The sequence below is a fragment of the Enterobacter sp. DVT3837 genome (assembly GCF_056238685.1).
The window spans coordinates 1,391,604-1,405,971 of the sequence record NZ_JBWDLA010000002.1 but is presented as its reverse complement, the minus strand read 5'-3'; the positions used below and the strand labels follow the sequence as shown (position 1 = coordinate 1,405,971).

The 14,368-nt window shown below is 50.5% G+C and carries 18 protein-coding genes, 2 tRNA genes and 2 other RNA genes; 10 read left to right on the top strand and 12 right to left on the bottom strand.

Features of this window, described 5'->3' with window-relative positions:
- Positions 1-9: 9 nt before the first annotated feature.
- From AC0XWG_RS21815 to AC0XWG_RS21795, 5 genes are all read right to left on the bottom strand, one after another.
- Entirely contained in the window at positions 10-693 is a 684-nt protein-coding gene (locus AC0XWG_RS21815; RefSeq protein ID WP_475681047.1) for a DUF2076 domain-containing protein, read from the bottom strand.
- A 171-nt stretch (positions 694-864) separates the two neighbouring features.
- A non-coding RNA gene (locus AC0XWG_RS21810) (RtT sRNA) lies at positions 865-1,001 on the bottom strand.
- A gap of 46 nt (positions 1,002-1,047) precedes the next feature.
- Positions 1,048-1,135, bottom strand: a tRNA-Ser gene (locus AC0XWG_RS21805).
- Positions 1,136-1,272: 137 nt separating this feature from the next.
- Positions 1,273-1,950 carry an isochorismatase family protein gene (locus AC0XWG_RS21800; protein WP_028019100.1) on the bottom strand — a complete coding sequence of 226 codons (678 nt, stop codon included), beginning with the start codon at positions 1,948-1,950 and terminating at the stop codon, positions 1,273-1,275.
- Between the two features lie 20 nt (positions 1,951-1,970).
- Entirely contained in the window at positions 1,971-2,831 is an 861-nt protein-coding gene (locus AC0XWG_RS21795; RefSeq protein ID WP_128348389.1) for a pirin family protein, read from the bottom strand.
- Between the two features lie 109 nt (positions 2,832-2,940).
- On the opposite strand from AC0XWG_RS21795, the gene AC0XWG_RS21790 reads away from it, so the two are divergent.
- Positions 2,941-3,846 (top strand): LysR family transcriptional regulator, encoded by a 906-nt coding sequence (locus AC0XWG_RS21790; RefSeq protein ID WP_049007328.1) that lies wholly within the window; start codon positions 2,941-2,943, stop codon positions 3,844-3,846.
- 132 nt (positions 3,847-3,978) lie between these two features.
- Here AC0XWG_RS21790 and AC0XWG_RS21785 read toward each other — a convergent pair.
- Positions 3,979-4,114: non-coding RNA, RtT sRNA (locus AC0XWG_RS21785), on the bottom strand.
- Positions 4,115-4,160: 46 nt separating this feature from the next.
- Positions 4,161-4,248 (bottom strand) — tRNA-Ser (locus AC0XWG_RS21780).
- Positions 4,249-4,480: 232 nt separating this feature from the next.
- Here AC0XWG_RS21780 and ghrA point away from each other — a divergent pair.
- The 4 genes from ghrA (at position 4,481) to AC0XWG_RS21760 (ending at position 7,396) form a co-directional block, all read left to right on the top strand.
- On the top strand, positions 4,481-5,419 hold the full coding sequence (gene ghrA / locus AC0XWG_RS21775) for a glyoxylate/hydroxypyruvate reductase GhrA (RefSeq protein ID WP_475681046.1): 939 nt from the start codon (positions 4,481-4,483) through the stop codon (positions 5,417-5,419).
- Between the two features lie 84 nt (positions 5,420-5,503).
- On the top strand, positions 5,504-6,241 hold the full coding sequence (locus tag AC0XWG_RS21770; RefSeq protein WP_028019096.1) for a phosphatase: 738 nt from the start codon (positions 5,504-5,506) through the stop codon (positions 6,239-6,241).
- Between the two features lie 21 nt (positions 6,242-6,262).
- Positions 6,263-6,817 (top strand): TorD/DmsD family molecular chaperone, encoded by a 555-nt coding sequence (locus AC0XWG_RS21765; RefSeq protein ID WP_128348391.1) that lies wholly within the window; start codon positions 6,263-6,265, stop codon positions 6,815-6,817.
- 96 nt (positions 6,818-6,913) lie between these two features.
- Positions 6,914-7,396, top strand: coding sequence for a DUF1097 domain-containing protein (locus tag AC0XWG_RS21760; RefSeq protein WP_075204560.1), 483 nt, complete (start codon positions 6,914-6,916; stop codon positions 7,394-7,396).
- Between the two features lie 43 nt (positions 7,397-7,439).
- On the opposite strand, the gene csgG is transcribed toward AC0XWG_RS21760, so the two are convergent.
- From csgG to csgD, 4 genes are read right to left on the bottom strand one after another with little or no spacing between them, the layout of a single operon-like run.
- Positions 7,440-8,273, bottom strand: coding sequence for a curli production assembly/transport protein CsgG (gene csgG / locus AC0XWG_RS21755; RefSeq protein ID WP_028019093.1), 834 nt, complete (start codon positions 8,271-8,273; stop codon positions 7,440-7,442).
- A gap of 26 nt (positions 8,274-8,299) precedes the next feature.
- Positions 8,300-8,713 carry a curli production assembly/transport protein CsgF gene (gene csgF / locus AC0XWG_RS21750; protein ID WP_049007574.1) on the bottom strand — a complete coding sequence of 138 codons (414 nt, stop codon included), beginning with the start codon at positions 8,711-8,713 and terminating at the stop codon, positions 8,300-8,302.
- 23 nt (positions 8,714-8,736) lie between these two features.
- A complete protein-coding gene (csgE, locus tag AC0XWG_RS21745) occupies positions 8,737-9,126 on the bottom strand; it encodes a curli production assembly/transport protein CsgE (protein WP_049007573.1) in 390 nt (129 codons plus the stop codon).
- Positions 9,127-9,130: 4 nt separating this feature from the next.
- Positions 9,131-9,781 carry a biofilm master transcriptional regulator CsgD gene (gene csgD, locus AC0XWG_RS21740; protein ID WP_028019090.1) on the bottom strand — a complete coding sequence of 217 codons (651 nt, stop codon included), beginning with the start codon at positions 9,779-9,781 and terminating at the stop codon, positions 9,131-9,133.
- Positions 9,782-10,542: 761 nt separating this feature from the next.
- Between csgD and csgB the strand changes: the two genes are divergently transcribed.
- The 5 genes from csgB to ymdB all read left to right on the top strand — a co-directional run bounded on the left by csgB (position 10,543) and on the right by ymdB (position 13,008).
- Positions 10,543-10,998, top strand: a complete 456-nt coding sequence (gene csgB / locus AC0XWG_RS21735) for a curli minor subunit CsgB (RefSeq protein ID WP_128348392.1) — start codon at positions 10,543-10,545, stop codon at positions 10,996-10,998.
- A 41-nt stretch (positions 10,999-11,039) separates the two neighbouring features.
- On the top strand, positions 11,040-11,486 hold the full coding sequence (gene csgA, locus AC0XWG_RS21730; RefSeq protein ID WP_049007911.1) for a curli major subunit CsgA: 447 nt from the start codon (positions 11,040-11,042) through the stop codon (positions 11,484-11,486).
- 61 nt (positions 11,487-11,547) lie between these two features.
- A complete protein-coding gene (gene csgC / locus AC0XWG_RS21725; RefSeq protein ID WP_128348393.1) occupies positions 11,548-11,880 on the top strand; it encodes a curli assembly chaperone CsgC in 333 nt (110 codons plus the stop codon).
- Between the two features lie 160 nt (positions 11,881-12,040).
- Positions 12,041-12,361 carry a type 1 fimbrial protein gene (locus AC0XWG_RS21720; protein WP_049007910.1) on the top strand — a complete coding sequence of 107 codons (321 nt, stop codon included), beginning with the start codon at positions 12,041-12,043 and terminating at the stop codon, positions 12,359-12,361.
- Positions 12,362-12,465: 104 nt separating this feature from the next.
- On the top strand, positions 12,466-13,008 hold the full coding sequence (gene ymdB, locus AC0XWG_RS21715; protein WP_028019085.1) for an O-acetyl-ADP-ribose deacetylase: 543 nt from the start codon (positions 12,466-12,468) through the stop codon (positions 13,006-13,008).
- Between the two features lie 34 nt (positions 13,009-13,042).
- On the opposite strand, the gene mdoC is transcribed toward ymdB, so the two are convergent.
- Positions 13,043-14,182, bottom strand: coding sequence for a glucans biosynthesis protein MdoC (gene mdoC, locus AC0XWG_RS21710; RefSeq protein WP_108090235.1), 1,140 nt, complete (start codon positions 14,180-14,182; stop codon positions 13,043-13,045).
- Positions 14,183-14,368 lie beyond the last annotated feature (186 nt).

Below are 14,368 nucleotides of genomic sequence, written 5' to 3'. Positions count from 1 at the left end.
TTAACGTCGTTAAATAAAACTGTCGTCATCATCGCTGTAGTCGTCATCAGCATCGTCGTTCTGCCAGGTGTCGTTATTATTGCCGAACGGATCGTCCTGGTTGAGGAAGCGGGTGTCAGAGACATTATTAAAGTCGCCGTATTGATTACCGATAAACGACTCATTACCGGCGGGCGTTGTCGGTTCTTCGATGATGTTCACGATCTCTTCCGGCCGCGACTGATGGAACATACTGGTCAGCATCTCGGCCAGCACGACCCCACCGGCCACGCCAGCGGCTGTTTGCAGCGCGCCTGCCATAAAACTGCCGCCGCGAGGAGCCGAAGCCGGCGCTGCCGCCCGTGAATAATCCTGCGCCGGTGGCTGTTGCTGCTGGGCATTCCAGCTGTTGTCCGGCTGCGGGTTGCTTTTCCCGCCACCAAACAGGCCGCCGAGGAAACTGCCGCCCGTCGAGGGTTTGCTTTTTTGCGCGGCTAATTCGCTTTCAAGCTCCTGAACCCGGGTCTGTAGGCGTTTCAGCGCCGCTTCCTGAATCAAAATCGATTGCGCCATATAGTAGGGGGCCGCAGGCTGCTGTCTGACGAATTCCGCGATCTGACGCTCTGCATCGGCATCCCGTTGGCTGTTTTGGTGTTCGGTCTGTTTCAGACGTTCGAAAAGGCCGTTGATTAGCTGCTGTTCTTCATATTGCATGACAATAACCTTCCGCTCTCCAGGGGGGATACCGCCTAGTTTATCAGCGGTGATAAACTGTGTCTGGCGAGTGAAATGTTTGTTTAAGATTGGTTGCAAGTTAGCTGAAACTCGCTCTGCTTTTGGGGCGAAAAAAAAGCCCGCATTTTCATGCGAGCTCTTCTTTAAATATGGCGGTGAGGGGGGGATTGACTCGCTTTGCTCGCCCTGCGGGCAGCCTGTTCGCTGCGCTCTCAGTCTGTCCAACTGGCTGTCGCCAGTTGTCGAACCCCGGTCGGGGATTCTCATCCCCCCTGCATGAGTGCAACATGCGAAAAAAAAGCCCGCATTTTCATGCGAGCTCTTCTTTAAAGATGGCGGTGAGGGGGGGATTCGAACCCCCGATACGTTGCCGTATACACACTTTCCAGGCGTGCTCCTTCAGCCACTCGGACACCTCACCATATTGTTTTGCTGCCTGACCGCTTGGGGGGCAACGGGGCGCTACTATAGGGAGTTGCGCTAAAACGGTCAAGCAGATTTTCTGCTTTAGTGCCTGTTCGGTTAAGCCTTAATCAGCTCATGTCGCTTAGAGCCGGATTAACGCTGTGAATCGAGCACTTCGCTGTTTTTTACCACTTCCTGTGCTTTGCCGTAGCTTTCGATCAACAGCTGATAAGCCGGGAAGATGTGGGTATACACCTCGGCCCACTTGGCCGCGTCTTCACGGTTCCAGGTTCGCTGGATTTCTGAGGCGACTGCCGCTGTATCCATTGGCACTACGCCAGCCTGGACGACACGAGCCAGGGTGATCTCTTGTGCCATTTTGCTGTAGGTACCGGACGCATCGATCACCGCAAAGACTTTATAACCATCAGCAACCGCACTAATTGACGGGAAAGCCATGCAAACGCTGGTGATGGTACCCGCGATAATCAGCGTGCTGCGCCCGGTGGCTTTTACCGCTGCCACAAATTCCGGGTTATCCCAGGCGTTAATCTCTCCTTTACGTGGTACGTACTGCGCATGCGGCGCGTTGGCGTGGATTTCCGGGATAAGCGGGCCGTTCGGCCCCTGGGGAACGGACGCTGTCGTGATTACCGGGATCTTCGCCAGGGTAGCGATCTTTGCCAGCGCTGCCGCACGGGCACGCAGTTCCGGCATTGGCATATCCCCAACGGTCTGGAAAAGACCGCTCTGGTGATCGATAAGCAACATCACCGCATCGTTCACATCAATAACCGGACGCGCTCCGTTGAAATTTGCAGGTGTGGACATTTTCTTCTCCTTTATTACGTTCAGATCTGGCCGAAGCGGCCGGAGTTGAAATCACGAATGGCTTCGTTGATTTCGCTTTTACTGTTCATGACAAACGGGCCGTAGCCCACAATGGGTTCGTTCAGTGGCTCACCGGCCATCAGCAGCACTTTTGCATCGCTACTGGCTTCCAGATGCACTTTGTCGCCTTGCTGGCTTAAGACGACCAGTTGCGCTTCACCCGCTTCAGCCGTGCCGTTTACCGTGACGTTACCTTCCAGTACCACCAGCGCGGTGCTCCAGCCTTCTGGCTGATTGAGCGTCAAATGGCTTCCCTGATTCAGCGCAATATCCCAGACATTCAGCGGTGAAAAGGTGTGAGCCGGGCCGGTCACATCCTGGTAGCGACCGGCAATAACTCTCAGCGTGCCGCTGTTATCCAAAAGCGTCACGACTGGAATGTCGCTTTTGGTGATGCTCTGGTAGCCCGGTGCCGCCATCTTGTCTTTCGCCGGAAGGTTGACCCAAAGCTGCATCATTTTGAGTTCTCCGCCTTTCTGCGAGAACGCGCTGGAGTGGAACTCCTCGTGCAAAATGCCTGCGCCTGCCGTCATCCACTGCACGTCGCCGGGGCCAATTACACCGCCTTTGCCCGTGGAGTCACGATGCTCGACTTCACCGGAATAGACGATAGTGACCGTTTCGAAACCCCGGTGAGGATGTTGGCCTACGCCGCGTTTCGCACCATCTGCCGGAAAGGTGTATGGGCCCGCGTAGTCCAGCAGCAGGAACGGGCTGAGAGGCTCCCCGTGCGTCTGATAAGAGAACATTGAACGGACCGGGAAACCGTCGCCCACCCAGTGCTGTCGGGGAGCGGTATAAACACCTGTTACGTTTTTCATGATGAACTCCTGATGTTCAGTTGATGCAATTAGCTTATATTCAGGTTTAATATCCCGGTAGATAGTGAAAATGGCATTCACTGTTCTAATAATGGAACGATGAGGATTTATGCAGGATCTCAATGACTTCGTCTGGTTTGTGAAGGTGGTGGATTACGGTGGCTTTGCGGCGGCGGGAAGGGCGCTTGACCTGCCAAAGTCCAGGCTAAGCCGCCGGATCGCGCAGTTGGAAGAGCGCCTTGGCGTGCGGCTCATCCACCGAACAACCCGGCAATTTACGGTGACTGAGGTCGGGCAGACTTTCTATCAGCACTGTAAAGCGATGATGGTGGAGGCGGAGGCGGCAGAAGAGGCCGTGGCGGCACTGCAGGCAGAACCGCGCGGCATTGTCAGGATCACCTGCCCGATAACCCTGTTGCATGTCCATGTTGGTCCGATGCTGGCAAGATTTATGGCGCGTTATCCCGGCATCAATCTTCAGCTTGAGGCGACCAATCGACGGGTAGACCTGGTGGGAGAGGGCGTGGATATCGCGATCCGCGTCCGCCCTCGCCCGTTTGATGACAGCGATCTGGTGTTAAGGGTGCTGGCTGACAGGGGGCATTGTCTGGTCGCGAGTCCGGCGTTGATTCAACGCATGGGAGAACCGATAGCCCCGTCTGAACTCAGTGCCTGGCCCGGGCTAAGCATGAACGAGGGGAAACATATTCATAAATGGGCACTGTCCGGGCCTGGAGGTGCTAAAGCGGAGATCCATTATCACCCTCGATTGATCACCACCGATATGCTTGCGCTACGTGAAGCTGCCATGGCTGGCATCGGCGTGGTGCAGCTGCCGATTTTGATGGTGAAGGATCAGCTGGCGTCAGGCGAACTGATTCGGGTACTTGAGGCCTGGGAACCCAGACGGGAAGTGATTCACGCTGTTTATCCATCAAGACGCGGGTTGTTACCTTCTGTCAGGACGCTGGTGGATTTTCTGACCGAAGAATATGCGAAGATGGTTGAAGAATAGTTTTTTGTAGGTCGGGTAAGTGCAGCGCCACCCGACATAAAGAGCGCAGGGAGTCTCTGGATTCTCATCCCCCCGCAGCGTGCAATATGCGAAAAAAAAGCACGTACTTTCGTACGAGCTCTTCTTTAAATATGGCGGTGAGGGGGGATTGACTCGCTTTGCTCGCCCTGCGGGCAGCCTGTTCGCTGAGCTCTCAGTCTGTCCAACTGGCTGTCGCCAGTTGTCGAACCCCGGTCGGGGATTCTCATCCCCCCTGCATGAGTGCGACATGCGAAAAAAAAGCCCGCATTTTCATGCGAGCTCTTCTTTAAAGATGGCGGTGAGGGGGGGATTCGAACCCCCGATACGTTGCCGTATACACACTTTCCAGGCGTGCTCCTTCAGCCACTCGGACACCTCACCATATTGTCATCCCGTTGTTGTCGGGACGGGCGCTAATGTAAGGAAAAGCCGAACTGCCGTCAACTCACTTTTTCAGTAATTTAGCGTGTTTAGACAAACTTCAGGCAACCTGATTCTTAAATGTGCTGAAAGCGTCTTTTTTATCAGCAGCACAGTCGCGCAATAAATTTGTTATGCTGGCAATCCAGTTGAAAATCAAAATAATTCAGCGCAATAAAAGGTAGGAATGACTATGGATATACTCTTCTATCACCCCACGTTTGATGCGGCATACTGGATCAAGGCGCTTACCGCGGCGTTACCCGGCGCACGCGTTCGCGAGTGGAAGCGGGGTGACAACGAACATGCTGACTACGCGCTGGTCTGGCATCCGCCGGTAGAAATGCTGCAGGGGCGTAAACTGAAAGCTGTCTTTGCCCTGGGCGCCGGTGTGGACTCCATTCTGAGCAAGCTGAAGGCTCACCCGGAAATGCTGCCGGAAGATATTCCTCTTTTCCGCCTCGAAGACACCGGTATGGGCCAGCAAATGCAGGAGTATGCCGTGAGCCAGGTTCTGCACTGGTTCCGCCGCTTTGATGACTATCAGGCATTAAAACAGCAATCCCACTGGGAACCGCTGCCTGATTATCAGCGCGAAGATTTTACCATTGGTATCCTCGGTGCTGGCGTGCTGGGTTCAAAAGTGGCGGAAGCGCTTGCAGCGTGGGGCTTTCCGCTGCGCTGCTGGAGCCGCAGCCGCAAGGATTATCCAGGCGTTAAGAGCTTTGCCGGCACGGATGAACTGCCGGACTTTCTCAACGGTACGCGCGTGCTCATCAACCTGCTGCCCAACACGGCGGAAACAGTCGGCATCATCAATGAATCGTTGCTCAACCTGTTAGCCGATGAGAGCTACCTGATGAACCTGGCGCGCGGGGTGCATCTGGTCGAGCCCGATCTGCTGAAGGCCCTGGACAGCGGAAAGCTAAAAGGCGCCATGCTGGATGTCTACAGCCGCGAGCCGCTGCCTGCGGAAAGCCCTCTGTGGGCGCATCCGCGTGTGGCCATGACCCCGCACGTGGCTGCCGTGACGCGTCCGGCAGAAGCGGTGGCGTATATATCCCATACCATTAGCGAAATGGAAAAGGGTAATGCAGTCACCGGACAGGTCGACAGGCAGCGCGGCTACTGAGAGAAACCCGGCGTTCGCCGGGTTTTTGCTAATATTCGCCGCTGATAACTGCTATCCTTTGGAAAAACCGCAGAGGAGAGAGAGATGTATCCCGTTGACCTGCATATGCACACCGTCGCCAGCACCCACGCGTATAGCAATCTCCACGATTATATCGCCCAGGCCAAGCTTAAAGGCATCAAGCTGTTCGCTATAACCGATCATGGCCCGGACATGGCGGATGCGCCGCACTACTGGCATTTTGTGAATATGCGGATTTGGCCACGTCTGGTTGACGGCATTGGGATACTGCGTGGTATCGAGGCGAACATTAAAAATACCGACGGTGAAATTGACTGCACCGGTCCGATGCTCACTTCCCTGGATCTGATCCTGGCCGGTTTCCACGAGCCGGTTTTCCCTCCCCAGGATAAAGAGACCAACACCGCGGCGATGATTGCCACTATTGCCAGCGGCAATGTGCATATTATAAGCCACCCGGGTAATCCAAAATATCCGATTGATATTCAGGCTGTCGCCCAGGCGGCAGCGAAACACCGCGTGGCGCTGGAGATTAACAACTCCTCCTTTGTTCACTCGCGTAAGGGCAGTGAAGCAAACTGCCGTGAAGTGGCCGCTGCCGTGCGAGATGCCGGAGGTATGGTGGCGCTGGGCTCTGACTCCCATACCGCGTTTACGCTGGGTGATTTTAGTGAGTGCCTGAAGGTGCTTAATGACGTTAACTTCCCGGAAGCGCAAATCCTGAACGTGACCCCACGCCGGCTGCTCGATTTCCTCGAGTCGCGCGGCATGGAACCGATTGACGAATTTGCCGATCTTTAATTGTGTAATGGAATAATAAAAATGAACGAGTTCTCCATCCTTTGTCGCGTGCTGGGTACGCTCTATTATCGCCAGCCGCAAGACCCGCTGTTGGTTCCACTCTTTACGTTAATTCGTGAAGGTAAACTGGCGCAGAACTGGCCGCTGGAACAGGATGAGTTACTGGAGCGTCTGCAAAAAAGCTGCGATATGCAGCAGGTAGCGACCGACTACAATGCGCTGTTCGTGGGTGATGAATGCCGCGTTTCGCCATACCGTTCTGCCTGGCAGGAAGGGGCGACAGAAGCGGAAGTCCGTGCTTTCCTCTCCACTCGCGGTATGCCGTTGAGCGATACACCAGCCGACCATATTGGTACGCTGCTGTTGGCTGCATCCTGGATCGAAGACAACGCAGGTGATGATGAGAATGAAGCTATCGAAACCTTGTTCGAAACGTATCTGTTGCCATGGGTCGGAACGTTCCTTGGCAAAGTCGAAGCACATGCGACTTCGCCATTCTGGAGAACGCTGGCTCCGCTGACTCGAGACGCCATCGCGGCAATGTGGGATGAGCTGGAAGAAGAATACGAAGAGTGATTTAGATCACATTAACTATGCAACTATACATTTCAACTTACACGTAATGTGCTAGTGATCTCATTTCTATGGTGCGCTTCTGCTAAGATGCGCACCATGAACATATTACTTTGTATCGCATTAACCACTGGTATTCTCTCCGGGCTTTGGGGATGGGTAGCCGTGTCTCTCGGGCTGCTCAGCTGGGCTGGGTTTCTTGGCTGCACGGCCTATTTCGCCTGCCCGCAGGGGGGTGTTAAAGGTCTCTTTATTTCAGGCTGCACCCTGATGAGCGGTGTTATCTGGGCACTGGTGATTATGAAAGGCAGCGCGCTGGCCCCGCATCTGGAGATGCTGGGGTATGTCATGACGGGCGTGGTTGCTTTTTTGATGTGCATCCAGGCAAAACATCTGTTGCTTTCGTTCGTGCCGGGAACTTTTATGGGGGCGTGTGCGACCTTTGCAGGGCAGGGTGACTGGAAACTGGTTGTCCCCTCGCTGGCGCTGGGGTTGCTGTTTGGCTACGCCATGAAGAACAGCGGTCTTTGGCTGGCGGCGCGGCGGGAAAAAGCGCAAAGCATCACTGCGGTGAGTGAATAAAAAAAGGCGAGATAATCATCTCGCCTTTTTTATGCGCTTCCTGTCAGGATTCCGGAGGAACTGACATATCGCGGTATTTCACCAGTATCGGGTTCTGCACGTCTGCTTTGTTTTGCAAATCCCACAACCCGCGATCGATACCATCGTTAATTAAGAAGATAACGCCGGTTTCAATGGCAGACATCAGGCACATCATGACCGGTTCGTTAGAGGTGTAACCAATTTCACCCTCAAGCAAACGCTGGTAGTCGATGAAGCGGAATACCCCAGCCTGCACTTCATAAGACAGAATGGTTTTGCTGGTGTTCACCGAGGAGAGCACTTCGCCCGTACTGACGTTAACCACACGCAGGTTAACGGCGATTTGGTCGAGCTGATACTGGGTATCAGCGCCGATACCGAAGTAACGTGCTCCTACACCACCCGATTTAACGTTACTTTCGTAACCGATAATCGAACCTTCAATCATGACATTCGCGGCTGCCAGAGATTGCAGAGGCGTCCGGTTATTGTCCGCGACGGTGCCATTTTCCTGTGCTGCACGAATAATTTTTCGCTCATTCAACAGGTTCTGTAGCCCCTGGCGTTCCAGAGGAATAAACCAGTGTGAATCCTTGAGTGCGGTAACCAGCATGGCAGTGGCGCTTTGCGGCACCGCCGTGGAGAAGTTACTTGCCGGGTAAGGTTTAAATTGCCCGGTTTCATCCTGAATGTTGTAAACAGAGACAAATATCTTACCGGTTGGTGACGGTAAATGTGTTAAATCACGATAACTTTGGGCCCGAGGCATTAAAGTAGGTTTTGCAGCTTCTTTAGGTGGAGCAGTTAAACAACCGCTCAATAAGCACACTGCAACAAATATCAGGAAGCGCTGCATGATCATTGTCCTTATTTAGCTGTTGTTTAAAAATTAGTTGAATTACTTTGTAAACCGGAAACCTGGATTGTTGATGTTTTTCCAGTTTTACGATCGGTAACATTCAACTGGAGCTGTCCGTCCGTGTTGGCAATATCGACAATAAAGTCGTTGGTGACCATTCGACCAGGTTTACCGGTATTAATGTTGGTCAGTAACCCACCTAAAATCTGCGACTGAATAGCCTGTGTGAAGTTGTCCAGAGCAGACGGGGTATCAACGCTAAAATTCTTTAAGCTGGGATCTTTATAGGAGTTTTGCGCCTGAGCTTCATTCAGCAGGAACGCGCCGTTGTTAGGGTTACCGCCAAAGTTAGGGTTACGGAACTGGAACGTCATGTTCCCGGCCCAACTTATGGGGGTGATCAGCATTATCGAAACAACTGCATATGCAATACGCATGACAGCCTCCGCATATCGGTTCGTTAGAACTCGTCTTTTGCTAAATCGCTGGTGCTTAATAGGGCTTTATCTATTTGCAGGCGATTAATAGCGTCTTCTGATTGTGCCAGTGCTAAGGATACGTTTTTGTCGAAATCCATTTTGGTCGGGAATAAAAACGTTTGATAAATAACGGACTGATTAGCCGTTATTGTTATCCAGCTTCCCCATCGTGCACTGGGCCGCTCGTTGATTGTTATATTTCCAGTGTATGTGCTGTCCCATTTATCACTGAAGGCACGGTAAAAACTGTGCCCGATCGATGAGACAGTGTGGTCTGTTAACAATCCGGGAACTTCGACCTCGACGGCCTGCAGATTCCCGGCTGCGAGCAGGAAACTCGCTGCGGCGATCCAACTCAACGTGCGCTTCATGTGATTAACGCCTGAGGTTATCGTTTGCCCACGAAACCGCCTGAGTTCGGTTTTTCACAGCTATCTTCTTGAAAAGATTATAAAGGTGCGTCTTTACCGTATTTTCGCTGATAAATAACGAACGGGCGATTTCAATATTTGAAGCACCAATGCGTAACTTGTTCAGGATCTCTTTCTCACGGTGCGTTAGCAGTGCTGACTCTGAACTGTTATAGCGATAATTTCCGGAGTGTGTGATGAGGTAGCTGGCAAGTTTTTGCGAAAAATAACACTCTCCGCGCAATATACCTTGCAGCCCCTCTACTACCCGGTCCTCTTCTTCCGTGACGTAGAACACGCCATTGATATGCGGCCAGCTTTCAATATCTCTGAAAGGATACTCATCAGGCGTATTCAACAATAGCACGCGGATATTATTGTTTTTCCTGCTTAAAATATCCTGCCAGTAATGGATAAGCTTTTTATCAGCTTCCATCATATCGAGAAGAATAATGCTGCCAGGTGCAATATCATCGAAAGAACGTTGAATATTATGCAATTTCCCGCTCAGTGATAAAGATTGCTTTAAATGTTGTAATAAAGCTGTCGCTTGCAAAGAAGGTTTTGTGATCAACAGTAATGTATGACCATGTAAACTATGGACTTCATTATACATGATGAAACCCCACTTTTTTTTGGCACCTGGCAGCTGTCCTCCTGTAAAAAGAGGACACCAGAAGTACTGACAGATGTTGCACTGCTGTGTGTAGAATCAGACCATAACCTCCACAGGGAGGTAAATATAAAACCAATTTCGTACATCTAATTTCAATCTAGCTTTTACGAAGTTTAAAGCAAGTGTTAATCATGTAACTAAATGTAAAAATCAATATTAATTTGTGATATTTGGCGGTATTGAATGCCGCATTTTGATAATAAAGTTGTACATGCAAATATGTGTGCACAGATTTTAAAAATCATACAAATATTTATAATTAATTGATTTTATTGTTTATTTGTTATTTTTTAATGATTGTTGAGAGGTATGAGATGCCGATTTTTTCTAAGTCATGGAATGACGATGTTTCTGTCTTAAGAAAACACGCCTCGTGTCACGAGATGAGAAAAATGGCATCCTGCCGTTCCGTTTAAACAAGGCGGGATGAAGCGTGGACAGCCCTCGCGATGTTGTACAAGCTGGCGAGAAGAAATGTTTAATAAAAAAATAAGCTGTCCTGTTTAAAGCAATTTTTTCCTTAAATTACGACTTTGTGGTGACCCGACAAATAAAAATAAGCCGCGTGGGTGAGATATTTAAAATGTTTCAGCGGACATACTCTTCACCGTAACGACGCGTTAACACATCACGAGTCGTTTTAACAATATCATTGTTACATGGTTATGGAGTTCTTAAATAGCCAGGTCCAGGGTGACAACATGAAAAACATATCGTTATTTATGATGTTTACATTGCTGGGTGCGCCTGGATTTGTAACCGCGGCTAATTCAGATATGGCGAATGCTGAATATAATTTCGCGGTTAACGAATTAAGTCTTTCATCTTTAAATCAGGCAGCCATTATTGGTCAACGGGGCATTCTTAATGATGCTCAGGTCAACCAGGACGGTTCAAAACTATTATCAATAGTTTCCCAGGATGGGGCAGGTAACAGAGCGAGAGTTGATCAATCAGGGAGTTACAATATTGCCTGGATCGATCAAAGCGGCAACGGGAACGATGCAGGTATTACGCAAGATGGATATGGTAATAGTGCGAAAATTATCCAGCAAGGGTCGGGTAACAGAGCAAATATTACGCAGTACGGTACACAGAAAACCGCAGTTGTAGTGCAGAAACAGTCGCAAATGGCAATTAGCGTCATCCAGCGCTAACTATTTCGCGACGACTTTAATCAATCCGATGGGGGTTTACCATGAAATTTATCAAAGTGGCAGCACTCGCAGCAATCGTAGTTTCTGGTAGTGCAATGGCTGGTCTGATTGATCAGGGCGAATGGGGTCATGGCCATGGCGGATACGGTGGTCCAAATTCAACCCTGAATATTTACCAGAACGGTGGCGGTAACTCTGCTGTAGCATTGCAGACAGATGCCAGAAATTCAGTTCTGAATATTAGCCAGACCGGTGGCGGTAACGGTGCTGATGTTGGTCAGGGGTCTGATGACAGTAAAATTAACCTGACCCAGAACGGTTTCGGCAACAGTGCAACACTTGATCAGTGGAACAGTAAAAATTCTACTATGAATGTTAGCCAGTACGGTGGCCTTAACGGTGCATTGGTCGACCAGACTGCTTCTAACTCAACTGTCAACGTTACCCAGATTGGTTTTGGTAACCACGCGACAGCTCATCAGTACTGATACTGAAATCTGTGCTACAAAAAAACAGGGCATCTGCCCTGTTTTTTTTCGGGAGTTCATCATGAATACCTTAATTCTCCTCGCCGCGCTTTCCAGCCAAATCACGTTTAAAACGTCACAGCAGGAAAATATGACCACCATTATTCCGCAGGTTACTCTGACGGAGCCGTGCGATTGCCAGGTCCAGATTGTCTCTGTGCGGGAAGGGCAGGGCGGGCAAAGCTCTTCGCGACAGCAAAATACACTTTTTATACCCGCTAATCAGACGATTGATTTAATGCGGTTGAGTTTAAATATTGACGCGGGGGATACGGTAAAAATCGTTGTCACCATTACTGATGGAAAGTCGCTTCATTTATCACAACAATGGTCGCCGGCGGAAAAGAGTTTATAATTATTCATTAAATCAATATGTTATGAATGTGGCGGGCCAGCGGCGTTGAGCTATGCTGATATCAGGAACTGAGTAGTGATGTTCCGTAACGCGAGCCTTCGTTTGCCTTAATGAAGCGCGTTTACCCCTCAAGGACGATTCTCATTGAGGAGTGCATATAATGACCAAATATTTAGCTCAGCTTGCTACAGGCTTGGGTTTGATGGCTTCTGCTTTCATTCTCCCCGCTTATTCAGCCACCCTTGCAAATGGTGGGGTAATTCATTTTCGTGGTGCCATTGTTGCAGACCCCTGTGAAGTCACGCCGCAACAGCGACAGTTTGCCATGTCATGCCCGGATAATAACCGTATGCAAACGCGAATGGTCAGTTATGAAGAGGCGCTTAATGGCACGGTGACCGATTCCAGCCTCGCCACTCTCAGCATGAAATACCTTAATCCTGAAAAAACGCTCGCGATTGTCCAGATCCAGTATCGCTAATTCACTCTTCCGCTCCGCGGCGGAAGAGGATGTTGTCTGATAGTTTTTTCTCCCTGGCTCCTCTGCGATACACTTAAGAAAAAGGCGGGTTGCAGAGGGGCTTTATGAAACCGCAAATTGAAATCATTCATGGCGATATTACGACCATGCACGTCGACGTTATCGTCAATGCGGCCAATCCATCTTTGATGGGGGGAGGTGGTGTGGACGGTGCTATCCACCGGGCTGCGGGACCGCAGTTGCTGGAGGCCTGCAAAGTCGTGCGTCAACAGCAGGGAGAATGCCCTCCTGGTCATGCGGTGATTACGCTTGCAGGGAATCTTTCTGCCAAAGCGGTTATTCATGCTGTAGGTCCCGTCTGGCACGGTGGTGACCAGCATGAAGCGAGTCTTCTGGAGGAGGCATACCGAAACTGTTTGCGACTGGCTGCCGATAATGGCTATAAAACGATGGCATTCCCGGCCATCAGTACCGGCGTATATGGCTATCCGAAAGCGGCTGCAGCGACTATCGCCGTAGAAACGGTTTACCGTTATCTGTCGCTCAAACCGATGCCTGAAAAGGTTATCTTTGTCTGTTTTGACGAAGAAACCACCCATCTTTATCAACGGCTTCTGACCCAGCGTGGGCAGGAATCAGAAGCCTGAAACAACGGCGGCGCACTGAGTGCGCCGCCGTTGTTTATGACGCTTTCGCGGGTGGTTTTCCTGAAAAGAGAAAACGCAGAAGTGGGATCCGCAAATGAATCTCATAGAGTACGATGGCAACACCGACGACAAACACCAGTCCGGTAAAGAAACCCAGCGTGTTGGATGTAATATGCGGCGTGATGTAAGCCCCGAAAAACAGCGTCAGGGGATGATGCACAAGATAAATAAACAGCGATGCATTAACGAAGTAAGTCACGCGAGTGGACTTAAAGTTCAGCAGGCGGTGGCCGAGCGCGAATACCACATTGACCATCCACAAGCCCAGCAGCATGGTGATCACACTTTCCGTTTCATACATCCAGGCGTCGCCGCTTCCGTAGCGCTGATTCAGCAGATAAGCCGCAAACGCGAGTGTAGCCCCCAGCGCGCACCATGGCGATGGAGTGGTAAACAGTGATTTAAGTTTTGGATGAATAAATGCCAGCGCGCCGATTAAAAAGAACGGAATGTAGAACAGCGACTGCATCACCACGAAATTAAATAACCCATCGCTTAAAATCGGCGGATAGACGATAAACAGGGTACGTCTCAGGGCGGCATAGGCGACCCCTAACAGCAAAAAGAGCACCGTCAGTTTGCCCATCGTAATATTGGCGAAAAAGGTATCGGCTTTATAACTCAAATGGTGGCGCAGGCGGCTAAAAATCAACACACTGACCGTCGTAAGCACTACCAGAACCAGCAGGAACCACAGATGGGACACCAGCTCCCAGACCAGCGTGTTGTACTTTTCATACAATGAAAGATTCGGCCAGTTCTCCGCCTTGCCTTTGACGTATTGCAACATAATGAACTGCGGCAGCGTCAACAGCGGAATGGCGGTCAACATCGGGATACCTACGCGTTCCACGCGCACTTTCCACCAGCGTTTGAGCGGGTAACGTAGAAACAGCATGTAAGAGAAATAGCCGGATATGACAAAAAACACCTGCATACGGAAGGCGTGAATAAAGTCATTAAACAGCGTCAGCCACCAGGAGGGCATCTGGCTATTAACATGCCAGGTGTGGCTGGAGTAAATCAGTGAAATGTGAAAGGGGATCCCCAATAGCATCAGCCATGCCCGGATCGAGTCGAGGAAATATTCACGTTCTGTTGGTGTTGAGCTCATATAACTTTGTGCATTCTCAGACTTTTCGTCTTATCCCTAAGACTCATAATGGTTACATTCGAAGCCAACCCTACACCAAGACCGACACCCTGTCTCCAGGATAAGCACGTAAAGTGAATCGCGGGTTCTTTCATTTGCTTAATCCATGAGCCAGCAGCTGAACAAAGCAGTGATAATGTTGTCGGA